The sequence below is a fragment of the Paenibacillus sp. RUD330 genome (assembly GCF_002243345.2).
Lineage (GTDB): Bacteria > Bacillota > Bacilli > Paenibacillales > Paenibacillaceae > Paenibacillus_O.
This window is the reverse complement of record NZ_CP022655.2, coordinates 4343632-4360892: the sequence shown is the minus strand read 5'-3', so window position 1 is coordinate 4360892 and position 17261 is coordinate 4343632. Positions and strand designations below refer to the sequence as shown.

At 61.9% G+C, this 17261-nt stretch carries 12 protein-coding genes and 2 pseudogenes; 9 read left to right on the top strand and 5 right to left on the bottom strand.

The window, feature by feature from the left end; translation table 11 throughout:
• Window positions 1-17: 17 nt before the first annotated feature.
• The 3 genes and pseudogenes from CIC07_RS20020 to CIC07_RS25890 form a co-directional block, all read right to left on the bottom strand.
• Entirely contained in the window at window positions 18-218 is a 201-nt protein-coding gene (locus CIC07_RS20020) for a hypothetical protein (protein ID WP_094248202.1), read from the bottom strand.
• A 14-nt stretch (window positions 219-232) separates the two neighbouring features.
• Window positions 233-625, bottom strand: a pseudogene (locus CIC07_RS20015) (hypothetical protein); the annotation flags it as partial.
• Window positions 599-724: pseudogene (locus CIC07_RS25890) on the bottom strand (YtxH domain-containing protein); the annotation flags it as partial. The pseudogenes CIC07_RS25890 and CIC07_RS20015, both read right to left, overlap by 27 nt.
• Window positions 725-986: 262 nt before the next feature.
• On the opposite strand from CIC07_RS25890, the gene CIC07_RS20010 reads away from it, so the two are divergent.
• Window positions 987-2051: an asparaginase gene (locus tag CIC07_RS20010; RefSeq protein WP_157741950.1), complete on the top strand. Its 1065-nt coding sequence runs from the start codon at window positions 987-989 to the stop codon at window positions 2049-2051.
• Between the two features lie 77 nt (window positions 2052-2128).
• Here the strand turns inward: CIC07_RS20010 and CIC07_RS20005 are convergent, their stop codons facing one another.
• On the bottom strand, window positions 2129-2995 hold the full coding sequence (locus CIC07_RS20005) for an AraC family transcriptional regulator (protein ID WP_076353552.1): 867 nt from the start codon (window positions 2993-2995) through the stop codon (window positions 2129-2131).
• A gap of 626 nt (window positions 2996-3621) precedes the next feature.
• On the opposite strand from CIC07_RS20005, the gene CIC07_RS20000 reads away from it, so the two are divergent.
• The 5 genes from CIC07_RS20000 to CIC07_RS19980 all read left to right on the top strand — a co-directional run bounded on the left by CIC07_RS20000 (window position 3622) and on the right by CIC07_RS19980 (window position 14418).
• Window positions 3622-9039, top strand: a complete 5418-nt coding sequence (locus CIC07_RS20000) for a S8 family serine peptidase (protein WP_076353554.1) — start codon at window positions 3622-3624, stop codon at window positions 9037-9039.
• Window positions 9040-9649: 610 nt separating this feature from the next.
• On the top strand, window positions 9650-10831 hold the full coding sequence (locus CIC07_RS19995; protein WP_076353556.1) for a galactokinase: 1182 nt from the start codon (window positions 9650-9652) through the stop codon (window positions 10829-10831).
• A gap of 131 nt (window positions 10832-10962) precedes the next feature.
• Complete coding sequence (galE, locus tag CIC07_RS19990) at window positions 10963-11949, top strand: UDP-glucose 4-epimerase GalE (protein WP_076353558.1); 987 nt, start codon at window positions 10963-10965, stop codon at window positions 11947-11949.
• A 44-nt stretch (window positions 11950-11993) separates the two neighbouring features.
• Complete coding sequence (locus tag CIC07_RS19985) at window positions 11994-13652, top strand: UDP-glucose--hexose-1-phosphate uridylyltransferase (RefSeq protein ID WP_076353560.1); 1659 nt, start codon at window positions 11994-11996, stop codon at window positions 13650-13652.
• A gap of 313 nt (window positions 13653-13965) precedes the next feature.
• Window positions 13966-14418 (top strand): hypothetical protein, encoded by a 453-nt coding sequence (locus tag CIC07_RS19980; protein ID WP_076353562.1) that lies wholly within the window; start codon window positions 13966-13968, stop codon window positions 14416-14418.
• Between the two features lie 81 nt (window positions 14419-14499).
• On the opposite strand, the gene CIC07_RS19975 is transcribed toward CIC07_RS19980, so the two are convergent.
• Window positions 14500-14730, bottom strand: coding sequence for a DUF1128 domain-containing protein (locus CIC07_RS19975; protein ID WP_076353564.1), 231 nt, complete (start codon window positions 14728-14730; stop codon window positions 14500-14502).
• Between the two features lie 153 nt (window positions 14731-14883).
• Here CIC07_RS19975 and yyaC point away from each other — a divergent pair, with 153 nt between their 5' ends.
• The 3 genes from yyaC (at window position 14884) to CIC07_RS19960 (ending at window position 17158) form a co-directional block, all read left to right on the top strand.
• A complete protein-coding gene (gene yyaC, locus CIC07_RS19970; RefSeq protein ID WP_076353566.1) occupies window positions 14884-15519 on the top strand; it encodes a spore protease YyaC in 636 nt (211 codons plus the stop codon).
• A gap of 124 nt (window positions 15520-15643) precedes the next feature.
• On the top strand, window positions 15644-16477 hold the full coding sequence (locus tag CIC07_RS19965; RefSeq protein WP_076353568.1) for an alpha/beta fold hydrolase: 834 nt from the start codon (window positions 15644-15646) through the stop codon (window positions 16475-16477).
• Window positions 16478-16519: 42 nt separating this feature from the next.
• On the top strand, window positions 16520-17158 hold the full coding sequence (locus tag CIC07_RS19960; protein ID WP_076353570.1) for a DUF6483 family protein: 639 nt from the start codon (window positions 16520-16522) through the stop codon (window positions 17156-17158).
• The last annotated feature ends 103 nt before the right edge of the window (window positions 17159-17261 follow it).

Below are 17261 nucleotides of genomic sequence, written 5' to 3'. Positions count from 1 at the left end.
GCCGCTGCTTGAGACTATCAATCCTGGGCCGGATCGGGAACGAGCCCATCCTCTTCAAGCTCGGAATTGGTGCGCATCCTTTCCATGTCCTTGCCGAGCCGCTTCATATCCTGCTCGTCCTGAACCATGGAGCCGTTGCGCGCATCCTCGATATCCCGGTGCTTGCTGCCGGCCTGGCCGTCAGGCTGGGGAAATTCCTCCCGGCTGCCTCCGCTCATGGCCATCGGCCTCCTTAGTTGTTGAAGCTGGAGTTGGATTTGGTGATGGAAGGCGTGTCCTTCATCGCCTTGTCATGGTTGTCGGAAGCTTCGCTTTTGATGTTGTCCATATGACGAGCAGTTTCCGAAGCGACCTTCTGCGCATGGTCCTTCACGTCCGTCACGGCGTCCTTCGTTTCTGCGACCGCGGTCGCGGCCGTTTCCTTGATGGCATCCTGCTGGATCAGCGCCGCATCCTTGGCCTTGGCCGCCAGCTCCTGCACCTTGGAGGTGAGGGCGGAAGCCTTCTCTCCGGCCGTGCTTGCGACGCCCTTCGCCTGCTCGGTGAGCATGGCTCCCTGACGCTTGGCGTAATCAGCCGCATCCGAAGATTTGCGGGCGAGATCGGAGCGGAGCTCCTTGCCTGCCTTCGGTGCGAACAGCAGTGCCGCCGCCGCGCCGATCGCGCCGCCGATCAGAAGTCCCTTTGTCATTCCGCCGCTTTTTGCCGTTGTTTCGTTTGCCATATCCGTTCATCTCCTTCAAGTGGTTGTTGTTGAATTTATAAACGTCTGCACGTCCGTTGAAACCTTAATTGCTGGCTGCGGCGGGAGGGTATCTTTGGAAGGAGTGGTGAACGGCCCGCCCGGACTGGTATAATGAATCGTCATGTTGAACGCTGCCGGAGCCGGAAGGTTTGAACCTGCGGATAGCCGGCGGAATATGAAGGTAGGATAACGTCCCGCGGGCAGGCAAATCCGGCCGCGGGGGACGGGAAGGATGCTGAGGATGGAACAACGTAACGAAGCTTTCCGTGACGGCGTGGAGCTGTCGATGACGACGAGAGGGAATTGGAAGGAGAACAGCCATATCGGCCATCTGGCTGCGCGGCATGCGGCCGGCGACCCGGCCGCATGTGCAGGCGATGCCGGGTCGGTCTCCTTCATGCGCTCGACGGCGAAGCCGCTGCAGGCCGCGGCAGGCATCGCGGCGGGCTTGATGGAGCATTACGGGCTCCCTGAAGGCGCGATCGCCTTGATGTCCGCATCGCATCGGGGAGGAGAGCGGCATGTGGAGCTGTTGGAAAAGATGCTGGAGCTGACCGGCGTCCGCGAGGAGCAGCTTGCTTTCCATCCCGATTATCCGCTCGGCCGGAACGAACGGGATGAGGTCATGCGCAGGCAGCTGCCGCCGCGCAAGCTGTACCATACCTGCTCCGGCAAGCATATCGGCCTGCTCGCCTTTTGCCGGATGAACGGCTGGCCTCTGGAAGGATATACGGCTATGGATCATCCGCTGCAGCGGGAGCTGCTCCGCCATATCGCCCTGTTCACGGATCTGGACGAGAGCGCCATCGGACGCGCCGTCGACGGCTGCGGCCTGCCTGTGTTCGTCGTTCCTCTGGAGAGGCTCGCGCTGGCCTATGCCCGGCTGGCGAGTCCCCCCGACGACTGGGCGGATGAGCCGCTCCGTTGCGCCGCCCGGCGGATCTCCGCCGCGATGCTTGCTTATCCCGACCTGGTCGAAGGGCAGGGCAGGCTGGCGAGCGTCCTCCTCGCTTCGGGCATCGTGGCCAAAAGCGGAGCGCAGGGAGTGTTCGCCCTGGCTCTTCCCGAAGCCGGTCTCGGAGTGGCGTTCAAAGTGCTGGACGGCGGAGAGAGCGCATGGCCGGTCATAGCCGCCTCCGTGCTGGAGCAGGCGGCGGATGAGGCGGCCCGCCTTCGCGGCCTCGACGCCGCGAAGCTGACGGAAGCGGCCAGGAAGATCCGCGAAGCCTATCCCGAGGATATGGTCAACGACATGGGCGCGGCGACCGGACGCAGGGAAGCCGTTCTCCGGCTGGAATGGGTCTGAGCGCAGGCAAGCCCTGCCATCCCCCCCAAAAAACGGTCTGGACCTTTTCGGTCCAGACCGTTTTATTTTGCTGCGGGTCAAGGCTCACGCAGGGAATGCCAGACCGACTCCCGGTAATCGGTCGGAGATTCGCCGTGGAAACGGCGGAACTGCCTGGAGAAATACAGGGCATCCTGCAAGCCGACGGACGAGGCGATCTGCTCGACCGTCAAATCCCGCCGTTCTCGAAGCATGCGCCGCCCCTTGTCGATGCGCAGCCGCAGGAGGAACGAAACCGGCGACATGCCGGCATGCTGCTTGAACACCCGGGACAGATAGGCCCGGCTGTAGCCGAACGACTCCGCCATCCCTTCCATGCTGATCGGCTCCGCATACTGAGTGGACAAATACCGGATCATCTGGGAAGCGATGCCCCCGTCGTCGGAGCCTTCGCCGGGCTCCGGCCCCGCATCCCTGCCGCGCGCGGCGGCAAACTCGGCCAGCACGGCATGCAGGCAGGCGACGGCGCCGAGCTGCGCTCCAGCAGGCTGCCGCAGGTAGCGCATGCTCCGCTTGAGCGCAAGCCTCGGCCGGCTGCTGCGCCCCGTATCCGCTGTCGGAGAGGCGATGTCGAACCCGGCGGCCGCGGCGGCATGCGGCGCCCATGGTCCCTGGAAGGCGATCCAGCGGTAGCACCAAGGATCGGCTGAATCGGCTTGATAAGAAACCAGCTGCCCCGGCTCGATGAGGAAGGATTGGCCGGCTTCGAGCCGATGGACGGCGCCGCGGCATAGAAACTCCCCTTTTCCCGACAGCACATGATGAAGCAGATAGAAATCATGCACCTTCGGCCCCAATCGATGTCCGGGCTTCGTCTGGCTCTCTCCTGCGAACAAAACCTCCAGCGGCATCTCCGCGCCTCCTTCGGAAGCGGGAACGACCTTATAGTAAAAGCTCTTCTCCATCCGCCGATTCTCCTTCCCCGTCTCCGATCATGAGCCGCATGCTCTCTAGCGAAAGTGTACCCGAATTCTGCGCCGGGCGCGAGCGATAGAGGACCGGGACGAAGGAGGCATGCCTGCCTGGCCGCTCGCGGAAAGAAGGATGGGCATATCGGCCTTCGGCTTTGCCCGAGATCCCGGCCTTGTCGAATGAAGCCTATGTTCTATTTCCTAGAGGGAGAGGGACTTGGGAATCAATTTTAATTTTAGTAAGAAAATTCCAATAATTTCGATTGTGAATCCGAAAATACGAGACTATACTTGCTTTATTCCAAGACAAGATTCCTTGCCAATCGGCATGATTCGGATAGATCCGCATTTCGCTCGCGCAGCCACCGCAACCGGCCTTGATCCGCCTCCCTCCCGCATTCCCCGCAGACGCTCCCGTTCCAGCGCTGCTTCCTGTCATCGGCTCCCGCAGCTGTCATCCTACTCGTTGCAGCGGCACTGCAGGGTGGGCCAATCCGATCCTTTTGAAGGGGGTGATGAATTCGACCGCCGTCCGGCGGCGGCAGCAGAAACGATGGTCCCATTAAACCAAGTATAGGGAGTGGTTAAGTTTGAATTTTAGAAAGAAAAGCAAGAGACCGATGGCTGTCCTGATGGCCGTCCTGCTCGCCTTTTCGTTTTTGGAGCCGATCCATGCGGCCGGCTCCGCAGCTTCGGACAAGCTTGACCGCAATTCATCCATTCAGAAAGCCGCGGCCGCCAAGGTGGACGGCAAGCTGCTCAAGCAGTTCGGGCAGTCGGAATACGTCACTTATCTCGTCAAAATGAAAGCCCAGGTCGATACGGCATCGGTGTCCAAGCAGGCGCTGCAGAAGGCTTCCCTGCAAAAGGCGACGCTGTCCGCGGCGAAGCTGTCCGCCCGCAGCGCGGTCGTCAGCACGCTTAGGGATACCGCCCTGCAGACCCAATCGGAGCTGGACGACTACTTGGAGAAAGCGCAGAAGAGCGGAAAGGTGAAGAGCTACAAAAGCTACTTCATCGTCAACGCGCTGGCGGTCACGAGCACGAAGGAGGTCATGGAGGAGCTCTCCAGACTTCCGGGCGTCGACAAGGTGCTTCCCGACGAAACCCGTTATCTGCAGAAGACCGAGGTGAAGCCGGACGTGACGGCGCCCGGCGCCGGAGCAGCGGCGCAGCCGGCGGGCGGAGCCAAGACGGCTGCCGCGCCGGGCAGCGTGGAGTGGAACATCGCCCACATCAACGCTCCGCAGGTATGGGCCCAGGGCATCGACGGGACCGGCATCGTCGTCGCCAATCTCGATACGGGCGTGGATTATACCCACCCCGCCCTGCAGCGCAAATGGCGCGGCCTGGACGCATCCGGCGCCGTCGTCCATCCGGAGCTGAGCTGGTACGATCCGCATAGCGGAGCGCAGCTGCCTGCGGACGGCGACGGCCACGGAACCCATACGATGGGGACGATGGTCGGCTCGGAAGCGGACGGCTCCAACCAGATCGGCGTCGCGCCGGGAGCGAAATGGATCGCGGTCCGGATCTTCAATCCGGAGACGACCGACAGCATCATTCTGGACGGGGGCCAATGGCTGCTCGCTCCGGTCGATGCGCAAGGCAATCTGCATCCGGAGCTTGCGCCGGACGTCGTGAACAACTCCTGGGGCGGAGGCGCAGGCATCGACGAGTGGTTCCGGCCGATCGTGCAGGCATGGAGAAGCGCGGGCATCTTCCCCGAATTCTCGGCCGGCAACACGACGCTGACGAACCCGGGCGGACCGGGATCGGTCGCCAATCCGGCGAATTATCCGGAATCGTTCGCGACAGGAGCGACCGACATCTCCGACAACCTGGCCGACTTCTCGCTGCGGGGCCCGTCTCCATACGGCGAGATCAAGCCGGAGGTGTCCGCGCCGGGCGTCAACATCCGCTCCTCGATTCCGGGCGGATATGAAGGAGGCTGGAACGGCACGTCCATGGCGGGACCGCATACGACCGCTCTGGCCGCGCTGCTGCTGCAGGCGAACCATTCCCTGACGGTCGACCAGCTGGAGTCCATCATCATGAATACGGCGACTCCGAGAACGGACAGCGCTTATCCGAACAGTCCCAACAACGGCTACGGGCATGGCGTCATCAACGCGCTTGACGCCGTCGGCTCCGTGCTTCAAGGCATCGGTGCCGTATCCGGCAAAGTCGTGACCGGCGGGGACGACCTGGAGGAGCCCGTACTGGAGCATGTGCCCGTAACGACGGCCTTCACCGGCTTCGACGTTCCGATCACCGCCCATGTCTACGACAATGTGAGCGTGAGCTCGGTCGAAGTATTCGCGCGGGCCAAAGGAACCCAGACGTATGTGTACCTTCCTGCCGAGAGAGTGTCGGGCGATTACAAGGACGGAATCTACTCGGCTTCGATACCGGCGTTCCTCGTGACGAAAGCGGGACTGGACTATTACATCCGGGTCAACGATTACGGCAATAACGGCATTCAATCTCCGGTCTACTCCGTTGAAGTCAGCGACGGCGTGAAGCCTGGCTACGCGCAGGACTTCGAGAGCGGCTGGACGGGCTTCTCCACCGGAGGCGAAGGCCTTCCTTGGCAATGGGGCGTTCCGGTCAGCGGACCGGGCCAAGCCGCTTCGGGGCAGAAGGTCGCCGCGACCAATCTCACGGGCACCTATGCCTCCAATTCCAACTCCTATCTGCTGGCTCCTCCGATCGACCTGACGGACAGCCCGCAGGGCGCCGTCCTGAGCTTCAAGCACTGGTACGACCTGGAGACCAACTATGACAATGGAACCGTCTATATCTCCGCCGCAAGCACGAACAATGAATTCGTGCCGGCCGTTTCCTTCACCGGAGCGAGCGGAGGCTGGAAAACCCAGCACATCGACCTGGCTCCGTACGCAGGCCAGCAGGTTCTGGTCGCCTTCAATCTGTCGAGCGACAATACCCAGAACAAAGCCGGCTGGTATCTCGACGACATCTCCATCGACGGACCGGACAGCCAGGCTCCCGGAGCGCCGACAGGGCTTGCCGGCGAAGCCGACGTGCTCGGCAATGTCCGTCTGACATGGACGCCGCCTGCCGACGAGGACCTCAAGCAATTCGTGGTCTACCGCGCGGAGGAGGGAAGCGCTTCGTTCGAGCGGATAGGCGTCGCGCCGGCGGCTTCCTACACCGATACGGTGACGGCGACGCAAGCGACCTATTCGTATGCCGTAGCGGCCCAGGACTACAGCGGCAATATCGGTCCGAAATCCGATCCTATCACCGTGTCGGTCAGCAGGGCCGGCATCCTGTACGAGGATGACTTCGACGGGGATTCGGATAACGGCTGGACCCATTCCGGCACGAAGGACGAATGGGAACGCGGCATTCCGACGGCTCCGGGACCGTCGGCGGCAGCCTCGTCTCCGAATGTGTGGGGCACGGATCTGGATTCGACCTATGAGTCGAGCGCCGATTACTCGCTCGTTTCGCCGCCGATCGATCTGACCGGGGCCGGCCATGCGTCGCTGACGTTCAATCAATGGTACGAGATCGAGGGCCGCTATGATTTCGGCCTTGTGGAAGCCTCGCGCGATGGAGGCGCCACCTGGACGGAGCTGCTGCGCTTCTCCGACAACACCGCCGGCAAGCAGTGGACGCCGGTCGTCTACAATCTGGATGCTTACGCCGGCTCGACCGTGCAGATCCGGTTCCGGCTCAAGTCGGACAGCAGCGTCGTCAAGGCGGGCTGGTATCTGGACGACTTCCGCATTCTGGATGCGGCGGCCTCCTTGCAGACGCAAGGCGCTGCCCAAGCAGCAGCGATTCCGGGCCGCCAGAAGAACTCGGTCCAAGGCCCGCTTCTGAAAGTCGGCCATACGGACGAAGCCGGCTTCAAGCCGCAGGCGCAGCCTCAAGCTCAGCAGCAGAGCGAACAAGGCAGCATCGGCATTCAGAGCCTTCCGGCGAGCGCGACGGTTACCGTGCTGGAGACGGGGCGCTCGGTCAAGACGGATCCCGCCACCGGCAAGTTCTCCTTCTCCCATGTGGCTGGAAGCTACACGCTGAAAGCCGAGGCGTACGGCTACTATCCGCAAACGAAGCCCGTCGAGATTGCGGACGGCGGGACGGCCAAGGCCAGCTTCAGCCTGGAAGCGGTCCCGCACGGGCAAATCCATGGCGTCGTCCGCGACGAGCGGAGCGGAGAGCCGATCTCCGGCGCCGTTGTCGCCGTCCTGGAAGATGCTGCGGTCGCGCCTGTGCGCACCGCAGCCGACGGTACCTTTGCGTTCGACCTGCTGGAAGGAACGTACACCCTTTCCGTGCAGAGCGGAGATTATTACAGCAAAACGGTCTCGGTCACGGTGCCGGGCAACAAGGCGGTGGAGATCGCCGTCCCGTTGAAGCCGTTCATCGGATTCCCGGGCGAAATCGCCTACGATGACGGAACGGCCGAGAACGCCAGGGCGTTCAACGCCGCGAACAACGCCTGGGCGGTGCGCTTCACGCCGGAAGGCGGGGCCGCCCAAGTGACGGGAGCGTCGCTCCGGTTCTGGAACACGGAATTCCCGAGCCCGGGCGGAACGGCTTTCAAGTATGCCGTATACGACGCATCGGGCTCCGCAGGAGCGCCGGGCCGGCTTTTGGCAGGCCCTTATGACGGAACCGCCCTGCGCAACGATCAGTGGACGACGGTGACGCTTGCGCAGCCTATTACGGTAACGGGCGATTTCTACATCGTTTATATCCAATCCAACGCAGGCCTCAGCTCTCCGGGGCTCGGCACGGACGAAAGCAGCAAAAACGCGCTGCGCAGCTGGCAGCGGGTCAGCGGCGTCTGGAGTCCGTCTCCCGTGGAGGAGGGTAATTACATGATCCGGGCGCAGGTGCGCTATGCCGTAAACGCTCCTGTCATTACGGCTCCGGCAGCGGATACGTATACGAATAATGCCGAGCTTGCCGTGTCCGGCACATTGGCAGCCGACGGCGCCGAGATCCGGGTCTACAACGACGGCCAGCTTAGCGGAACGGGAACGGTAGCGGGCAAGAAGTTCAGCGTTCCCGTCACCCTCCATGCCGGAGCGAATGTGCTGACGGCGGAAGCGGTGATCGGCGGCAAAGCGACGGACCGCTCGGAGCCGGTGACGGTCATTCTGGACCGGACGCCTCCGGCCCTGGCCGTGGCATCCCCTGCCGAAGGCGCCGTGACGAACGCGGAGGCCGTCACGGTAACCGGCACTGCGGCCGATGAGTTCTTCAAGCAGCTCACCGTCAACGGGCAGAAGGTTCAGCCGAAAGCAGACGGAAGCTTCACGCAGAAGCTGCTGGTCGAAGAAGGAGCGAATGCCATTACGGTCACCGCCTCCGATCTGGCCGGCAACGAGAGTACGGTCGTCCGCAGCGTCTATGTCAGCCGCAAGCTGCCGGAGATCACGAATATCCAGCCTGCGCAGGACGTCCATATCCTGTCCGGCCAATCGGTCGCGATTGCTTTCGACAGCAGCCCGGGACTGACGGCCTCGTTCACGATCGAGCTGCCCGCAGCGGCAAGCTCGCCGGCCCGCAGCGGCTTCCCGCTGACGGAGACGTCGCCAGGCCATTATGCAGGAAGCTATCAGACTTCTTCCGCTCTTCAGCTGCAGGGCGGCATCATCGTCCTTGCGGCCAAGGATGCGGCAGGCAACACCGCCGTAACGGAGGCTCCGGGCAAGCTGTATGTCAGCGCTCCGGCGCCGACACCGACGCCGACGCCGACACCGACGCCGACACCGAAGCCGACACCAACGCCGACACCAAACCGTCCGCCTAGCGCAAAAATCAGCGCTCCATCCGTCGGACAGAAGAGCAAGGACATTGCGTTCAATGGATCCGCATCCAGCGATCCGGATGGAAGCATCGCCGGCTACAGCTGGAGCTTCGGCGACGGCAAGAGCGGAACGGGAGTCAAAGCCGTCCATAAGTACAGCAAGGCCGGCATCTACAAGGTGACGCTCACCGTGACCGACAACCGGGGAGCCCAGAGCAGTTCGGAGCATATCATCGTTATTTTCTAGCTTATCCGGCATAGGAGCGATTCGGCGCCAATCGGATCGGATCAAGCGGCCGTCCCCGTTCAGCGGGTGACGGCCGCTTTTTCTCTATTGCCGGCGAGGTCGATCCGCTTGGGATGAGCAGAGCCCATCCCGTCTTTCCCTCTCTGCGCGAACGGCCGCCGACTGTCCGGTCGGCGAGGTCGTTCTGCTTGTCAGGAAAGAGGGATGAGCAGAACCCATCCCGTCTTTCCTTCTCTGCGCGAACGGCCGCCGACTGTCCGGTCGGCGAGGTCGTTCTGCTTGTCAGGAAAGAGGGATGAGCAGAACCCATCCCGTCTTTCCCTCTCTGCGCGAACGGCCGCCGACTGTCCGGTCGGCGAGGTCGTTCTGCTTGTCAGGAAAGAGGGATGAGCAGAACCCATCCCGTCTTTCCTTCTCTGCGCGAACGGCCGCCGACTGTCTGGTCGGCGAGGTCGTTCTGCTTGTGTCACAAAAATCCATAACAACCGCACATCCTGCCATACCATGCCGGCTGCCGCAGCTATATACTGGACCTATAGATGACAGCAAGAGGAGCGGCCGACGACAGCTGAAGCTGGCTCCAAAATTCCTTATGAACAGGATGATCAAAATGGCGGATCTGCTTCAACTGAACCAGCAATTCCTGCAAGCTTTCGGAGAGAACGGGCAAAACATCCAGTATTATTACGCTCCGGGCCGAGTCAACCTGATCGGCGAGCATACGGATTACAACGGGGGTTATGTGTTCCCGGCGGCGCTGACGTTCGGCACGACGCTGCTGCTTCGTCCCCGCGGGGACCGGGTGCTGCGGATGGCATCCGCCAACTTCCCGCTGACGGGAGAGATCGATCTGGACTCCATCGCCTACCGCGAGGAGGACGACTGGATGAACTATCCGAAGGGAGTCGTCAAGGAGCTTCAGAACCGCGGAAAAGGGCCCGCCCACGGCTATGACATGCTGTACAACGGAGAGATTCCGAACGGTGCCGGCCTTTCCTCCTCCGCTTCCATCGAGGTGCTGACAGCCTACGCGCTGCTGGCCGAAGGCGGGCATGACATCGACAGGACGGAGCTTGCACTGCTGGCCCAGAAATCCGAGAACGAGTTCAACGGCGTCCAGTGCGGCATCATGGACCAGTTCGCGGTGGCGAACGGCCGCGAGAACGAGGCGATCCTCCTGATGTGCGATACGCTGGAGCATCGGCATGTCCCGTTCGATTCGGGAGACTGCGTCCTCGTCATCGGCAATACGAACAAGCGGCGCGGACTCGTCGATTCCAAATACAACGAAAGACGGGCGGAATGCGATCAGGCTGTGCAAGATCTCCGCTCCGCCTTCCCGGACCTGACGCTGCTGGGGCAGCTGACCCCGGAGCAGCTGGAACGGGAGTCCGGACGGATAGCGAGCGATACGGTCCGCAAGCGAGCGAAGCATGTCGTAGAAGAAATCGCCCGCGTCCTGGAATCGGTGCGCGTTCTGGAGAAGGGCGACCTGAACGCATTCGGAGCGCTGATGAACGCGTCCCATGATTCCTTGCGGGATCTGTACGAAGTGACCGGTCCGGAGCTTGACGCCATGGTGGAAGCGGCCCGCATGGTGCCGGGCGTGCTTGGCTCCCGGATGACAGGCGCCGGCTTCGGCGGCTGCACCGTCTCCTTGGTGCGCAAGGACAGCGTGGACGGCTTCCAAGCCGCTGTAGCGGACAGCTATGGGAGGAAGACAGGGCTGATCCCGGACTTCTACGTCTGCTCGATCGGCGGCGGCGCCGGCCGTCTGGACGCTCCGGTCTGATCGCTGCCATGCGTGCATGAAGCTTGCGGCCCGGGACAACCAGCATCCCAAGCCGGATGCCCAAGCGGCGGAATTTGTCGTATGATTCAGTAGGCAGCACAATAGACGAGCTTTCGAGAGGAGAGAGAACCATGGCTGTACTGGTAACGGGAGGAGCCGGTTATATCGGTTCGCATGCAGTAGCCGCGCTGCTGGAAAATGGCGAGGAGGTTGTCGTAGTCGACAATCTGCAGCAGGGACACCGCGAGGCGGTGCTCGGCGGGAAGCTGTACGAGGGGGATTTGCGGGATGCCGGGTTCCTGGACCGGGTATTCGGCGAGAACTCCATCGACGCGGTCATCCATTTTGCGGCGAGCAGCCTGGTCGGGGAAAGCATGAAGGACCCGGGCAAATACTACCATAACAATGTCTATGGAACGCTGTGCCTGCTTGAAGCGATGAACCGCGCCGGCGTGCGCCGGATCGTCTTCTCCAGCACGGCGGCGACTTACGGAGAGCCTGAGCAGGTGCCGATCTCCGAGCTGGACCGCACGGAGCCGACCAATGCGTACGGGGAAACGAAGCTGGCGATGGAAAAAATGATCCGCTGGTTCGACCGGGCGCACGGATTCCGGTTCGTATCCCTTCGGTATTTCAATGCCGCAGGCGCTCACGAAAGCGGGCGCATCGGGGAGGATCACGATCCCGAGACGCATCTGATCCCGATCGTACTCCAGACGGCTCTGGGCCAGAGGACTCATATCTCGGTATTCGGCGAAGATTACCCGACGGCAGACGGCAGCTGCATCCGCGATTACATCCATGTCAGCGACCTGGCCGACGCCCATATGCTCGCCGTGAAGCGCCTGCGCCAAGGAGCGGACAGCGCTGTCTACAACCTCGGCAACGGACACGGCTTCTCCGTGAAGGAAGTCATCGGGATCGCTCGGCGGATTACGGGCCGCGATATTCCGGCGGTCGTCGAGCCGCGCCGAGCGGGCGATCCCGCCGTGCTGGTCGCTTCCTCCGAGAGGGCCCGCAGTGAGCTCGGATGGAATCCGCATCGCAGCGATCTGGAGAACATCATCGCCAGCGCTTGGCAGTGGCACCAGGCCAAGCCGCAAGGCTACAACAGCTAAACGGCCTTCAAGACAGGCCGTATTCCCGAGAGGAGAGCATTTCCATGAACGAAATTCCACTTATTCCGCATGAGCAGGATGTCTCGGAAGCAATCGATAGGCTGGTCGCCTTCGCGCTGGAGAGGGGCATGCTGGAGCCGCTGGACGCAGGCGCGGCACGCAATTCGCTGCTGGACCTGCTCGGTCTGGACGCACCTGCGGCCGGCTCGGAAGAGCTTCCGACCTGGGAGCAAGGGCTGCTGGAAGCGCCGAATGGCGCCGACAGGGACAGGCTGGCGGCGGGCTTGCCGGCGGCGGGAGCCGAGGCTCCGGAGCTGCTGCGGCCGCTTCTCGACTATGCCGCCGCATCCGGCATGATCCGGGACAGCGCTACGGAGCGGGATTTGCTGGATGCTCGATTGATGGGATCGCTCATGCCGAGGCCGTCCGAGACGCATGCCCGCTTTCGGGCGGCGGCAGCGGAGCGCGGCATCCGGCAGGCGACGGATGAGTTCTACCGGCTCAATATCGATGCCAACTACATCCGCCTCGACCGCGTCGCGCTCAATATGAACTGGATCCATCCGACGGCTTACGGACCGCTCGAGATGACCGTCAACCTATCGAAGCCGGAGAAGGATCCCGCCGAGATCGCCATGCTCCGAAGCATGCCCCCTTCGGCCTATCCGAAGTGCTTGCTGTGCAAGGAGAACATGGGTTATGCCGGAAGAGCCGACCATCCGGCCCGGCAGAACCACCGGATTCTGCCCATGCGTCTGAGCGGCGAGTCCTGGTTCCTTCAATATTCTCCGTATGTGTACTACAAGGAGCATTGCATCGTCTTCCGGGCCGAGCACAGCCCGATGTCGATCACGCACCGCACTTTCGGCAGGCTGCTGGAGTTCGCGGAGCAGATTCCGCATTATTTCGTCGGCTCCAACGCGGACCTTCCCATAGTCGGAGGCTCGATCCTCAGCCATGACCATTTCCAGGGAGGACGGCATATCTTCCCGATGGAAGAGGCGCCCGTGGAAGAGAGCTTCTCCCATCCGTCCCGGCCGGACATTTCCTATGGAATCGTCCGGTGGCCGATGAGCGTGCTGCGGCTGGCGGGCCGGGACCGGGTGCTGCTCGCCGAAGCCGCATCGGATGTGCTCGACGCCTGGAGAGAGTACAGCGATCCGGAGGCGGAGATCCATGCCCATACAGAGACGGGTGGAGCGCGCATTCCGCATAATACGATTACTCCGGTGGCAAGGCGCAAGGAAGACGGAGTGTACGAGCTTGATCTCGTGCTTCGCAACAACCGGACCAGCGAGGAGCATCCCGAAGGCATTTTCCACCCGCATCGCCATCTCCATCATCTGAAGAGGGAAAATATCGGTCTGATCGAAGTGATGGGGCTGGCCGTGCTGCCCGGGCGGCTCAAGGCGGAGATGGAAATCATCGCGGGCTGCCTATCGGGATCCCTGCAATGGGAGGATGTCGCAGCGGGAGCGGACGGCGCCGCCATGGCTCCGCATGGACGCTGGTTCGCCGAGCTTCAGCATGCATGGGGCAAGGCGATGGATCGCGAAGCCGCTATGAAAGCGGTTCTGGATTCCGCAGGAGACAAGTTCCTGCAGGTGCTGACGGATGCGGGCGTCTACAAGCGGACGGCTGAGGGCATCGCGGCATTCAAGCGGTTTGCCGCCGCTGCGGGGCTTCAGCAGGACAACGGCTGAGCGGAATATATGGAGGCCGACGGACATGGCGGCACAACAAAACGCGGGAAGGCATCAAGCCTTTCTGCGTTATTTTTATGCGCCAAAATAAAAGGGAGAGCGCGAAAGATGTCGAATCGTCTGGAAAAGGTGAACATTTTTTCGAAAGGGCAGAAGCATATGTTCAATAATGGCGAATAATAAGATAAAAATTCACTCATTCAAGCAAAAAAATAATTGTGTAAGTCAATTTTCTATGGTATTTTTTAATATATATTCGTTAATTAATAAATGATAATGAGACACATCATGATATTTGGAGGGGTAAAATTTGATGCCGATTATGCCGCTTGATGAATTTTTGAAGCTGGAATCCGATGAGCAAGTTGAGAAACTTAAGCGCTGGAAGACGGATTACACGCTGAAAGATATCCGGGAAGCTTGGGGCTTCAAGCATTCCGCTCAATATTACATGCTTCTTAAGAAGCTGCGCATTTACGAGCGCGTAGTCAACAAATCCGACAAGTTCTATCCGGACCAGCTGGCAGGCTCCAACGCGGGAGCGGGCGAATTCGCCTATCTGCCGCGCGAGGTCAAGCTGCCGGCCGACCAGTTCGGCTACCAGCTCAACGTATCCCTTACGGGACCGGAGCTCGCCGACAAGCTCGAGCGGCTGGCGCAGTTCCTCCGCGGCGAGCAGAAGCTCGTCAACGTGAAGCTTTCCGTGGAAGCGGCTGCCGAAGAAACGGCCGCCAGCGAAGCCGCACCGGAAAAGGAAGCCGTCTAAACGGCGACAAGCCAAACACCCCCGCATGAATGCATGCGGGGGTGTTTTTTGCTCTCGGGAGCCTTGCGGCCCGGACAGGGATCAGCGCGCAGCGCGGAGCTTGCCGAGCTCGGAGACGAGAGCTTCCACTTCGCTGATGCTGAAGTTGGTTTTGGACGATACGATTTCATAGAGTTCCCGGATATCCTCATAACAGCCCGGTCCGAAGCTGGAGGCCTGCATGGCGGCCGCTGTGGCCATCTTCAGCTTGGTCTTGATGGCTTCGATCATGAATTCTACATTTTCCTGGGTCGGCTGGCTAAGGTCAGTCATGGAAAACCTCCTGCGGATATATGGCTTTCCACCATTGTACCATGAAAGCCATCGCCTTCCCATGCTGCGCCGTCCCGCCGCAAATTGAACGGAGCCTGCTCTTCCGTTACAATAGAAGCAAACTAATCTGCCAGCGCAAATGGGGGCGCGGATATGAAGCGGGAACTGAAGCAAATCCGTCCGGAAGACGCGGCCAAGTGGGCAAGGGTCGACGGGCGGGGTCTGGAAACGTTTTTTGAATCGGTTGCCGGGAAACATCCCCTGCGAGACGAGGTCGTCTTTCTATGCATCGGAAGCGACCGTTCGACGGGCGACTCGCTGGGACCGCTCGCCGGTTCCATGCTGCGGGAAAAAGGCTTTCCCCGGGTGACGGGGACGCTCGAGCAGCCATGCGATTCGGAGCAGGTCGGTCCGATCCTGGCGACACTCAGCGAGGCGGCATGCGTCATCGCCATCGATGCTTGCCTCGGCCGTTCGGAATCGACGGGGCTTTATCTCGTGCGCAGCGGTCCGCTCCAGCCGGGACAAGCCATCGGGCAGCAGCTGCCGCCGGTAGGAGACTACAGCGTCGCAGCTGTCGTCAATACCCAGGGGCATAAGCCCTATTGGATCATCCAGACGACGAGCCTGTACCGCGTAATCGGCATGGCGCAGGGAATCGCGGACGCAGCTGCGGCTGCCTGGCCTGCGGCTTCCTCGGACATGCCCGAGGAGGGCGGGACGGGCGGCGGCCAGTTCGGCTTCGCGAGCAGGTCCGCCAGCAGCCGCAGGGACAATGACGCTTCCTGATGCCGGCTGCAGGCAAGACGAACCATTGAGGGGCATGAGCCGGCGGAACGATGGAAGGATTCAGGTGAAGCGGAGTTCGAATACCGAGTTCAACTTATCAGGCAAAGGAAAGGAATGATCGAAGATGTCCGACCGATCGCTTGCAACCCGCAAGCTCACGCTGAGCAACGGCACGGAGCTGGCCTATAGAGACAATGGAGGCGCAGCGGGGCAGGACGATGTGCTTGTTCTCCTGCATGGCTTCTGCGGAAGCTCCGCCTATTGGGAGAAGGTGCTTCCGATTCTGGAAAAAAGATACCGGGTGCTGACGCCGGATCTGCGCGGCCACGGCGGTTCTTCGGGAGCCCGGGAAGCGGTGCTCGGCATGGAGGAGCTGGCGGACGATGTCGCCGCCCTCCTGGACGCGCTGGAAGCCGGGCCGGCCGTCGTGCTGGGCCATTCGCTCGGAGGCTACGCGGCGCTTGCCCTTGCCGAAAGGCATGCAGTCCTCCTGAAAGGATTCGCGCTGGTCCACTCCACGCCGCTGCCGGACAGCGCCGAAGCGCAAGCCGGGCGCGACAAGGCGGCTGCGGCATTGCGCGCGGACGGCATCAAGCCTTTCGTGGACGGCCTTGTACCGAAGCTGTTCGCGCCTGAGCGGGCCGAGTCCGAGCTTGCGGAACGGGCGAAGGAGATCGGCTACGGCACGTCGGCGGAGAGCGCCGCCGCCGTAGCGCTCGGCATGAAAGTCCGTTCCGACCGCAGCCATGTCGTCGAGCAGTCGGAGCTGCCCGTGCTGCTCGTCGCCGGAGCGAAGGACGGCGTCGTTCCGCAGGAGCGGGTGTTCGCCGCGCGCGGGAGCCGTTCCAGCACGATCGTACTGGAAGACAGCGGGCATATGGGGATGATGGAAGCTCCGGAGAAGCTGGCGGAAGCGATCGAAGAATGGATGCGGGAGAGCTTCCCGGCCAGCGAATAAACAGCCAGGCTGGATGTTCCGGCGGCGGGAAGGAAGACATTCATGTTCCAGCGGGATTATATCATGCGGATGATCGAGCAGCTCGGAGAGGTAGCCGGGGCCGTGCTTGGGCTCAAAAAAGAAATGAGGCATGCCGAGGCGCTCCAGGCGATCGAGGAGCTGCTGGAGAAGCAGTTCCGGCTCAACTCGCGCCTGCTGCGCAGCTTGTCCGACGAGGATCTCGTCGCCATGCTGTCGCGAAGCGGGAATCCGGACCATGCCCAGCTGCAGGTGCTTGCCGTCCTGCTTCGCGAGGAAGCGGACCTGCTGCTGGAGCTCGGACAGGAATCCGCCGCCTTCGCGCTCAGGATCAAATCGCTCCATCTGTTCATGAGGCTGTCCCTGATGGGCGCGGAAGCGATCGCGGCGGATCCGGACGAAGAAGCCGAACGCCAGCTTGAGGCGCTTGCCTCCTACGAGCTGCCCCCGGATACGAAGCGGCTGGCAGCCCGCTGGATGGAACAGCGGGGAAATTATGCCGGCGCCGAGGATCTGATGTTCGAGCTCGAGGAGGACGGGGTGCTGGCGGCGGGAGAGAACGAGGCGTTTTACCGCAGGCTGCTGCTTCAAGACGATGAGCGGCTCGCTGCCGGAGGGGTTACCCGGCTTGAGCTTCTTACGGTTCTCAAGGAAACCGTATAGGATAGGCGGACGTTTCATGAGACAAGAAGCGCTCTGACAGCCATTGCATGAGCAGCTCGGATCCTCCGGACGGGGCCCCGCGCCGGCCTGCCGCCGGAGCGGG

What these genes read in the sequence shown, in the direction of transcription:
- CIC07_RS20010 (WP_157741950.1), top strand. Translation starts at nt 987, where the DNA reads ATGGAACAACGTAACGAAGCTTTCCGTGACGGCGTGGAGCTGTCGATG.
- CIC07_RS20000 (WP_076353554.1), top strand. Translation starts at nt 3,622, where the DNA reads ATGGCTGTCCTGATGGCCGTCCTGCTCGCCTTTTCGTTTTTGGAGCCG.
- yyaC (WP_076353566.1), top strand. Translation starts at nt 14,884, where the DNA reads ATGAAGCGGGAACTGAAGCAAATCCGTCCGGAAGACGCGGCCAAGTGG.
- CIC07_RS19995 (WP_076353556.1), top strand. Translation starts at nt 9,650, where the DNA reads ATGGCGGATCTGCTTCAACTGAACCAGCAATTCCTGCAAGCTTTCGGA.
- CIC07_RS19975 (WP_076353564.1), bottom strand. Translation starts at nt 14,730, where the DNA reads ATGACTGACCTTAGCCAGCCGACCCAGGAAAATGTAGAATTCATGATC.
- CIC07_RS19965 (WP_076353568.1), top strand. Translation starts at nt 15,644, where the DNA reads ATGTCCGACCGATCGCTTGCAACCCGCAAGCTCACGCTGAGCAACGGC.
- CIC07_RS19985 (WP_076353560.1), top strand. Translation starts at nt 11,994, where the DNA reads ATGAACGAAATTCCACTTATTCCGCATGAGCAGGATGTCTCGGAAGCA.
- CIC07_RS20005 (WP_076353552.1), bottom strand. Translation starts at nt 2,995, where the DNA reads ATGGAGAAGAGCTTTTACTATAAGGTCGTTCCCGCTTCCGAAGGAGGC.
- CIC07_RS19960 (WP_076353570.1), top strand. Translation starts at nt 16,520, where the DNA reads ATGTTCCAGCGGGATTATATCATGCGGATGATCGAGCAGCTCGGAGAG.
- CIC07_RS20020 (WP_094248202.1), bottom strand. Translation starts at nt 218, where the DNA reads ATGAGCGGAGGCAGCCGGGAGGAATTTCCCCAGCCTGACGGCCAGGCC.
- CIC07_RS19980 (WP_076353562.1), top strand. Translation starts at nt 13,966, where the DNA reads ATGCCGATTATGCCGCTTGATGAATTTTTGAAGCTGGAATCCGATGAG.
- galE (WP_076353558.1), top strand. Translation starts at nt 10,963, where the DNA reads ATGGCTGTACTGGTAACGGGAGGAGCCGGTTATATCGGTTCGCATGCA.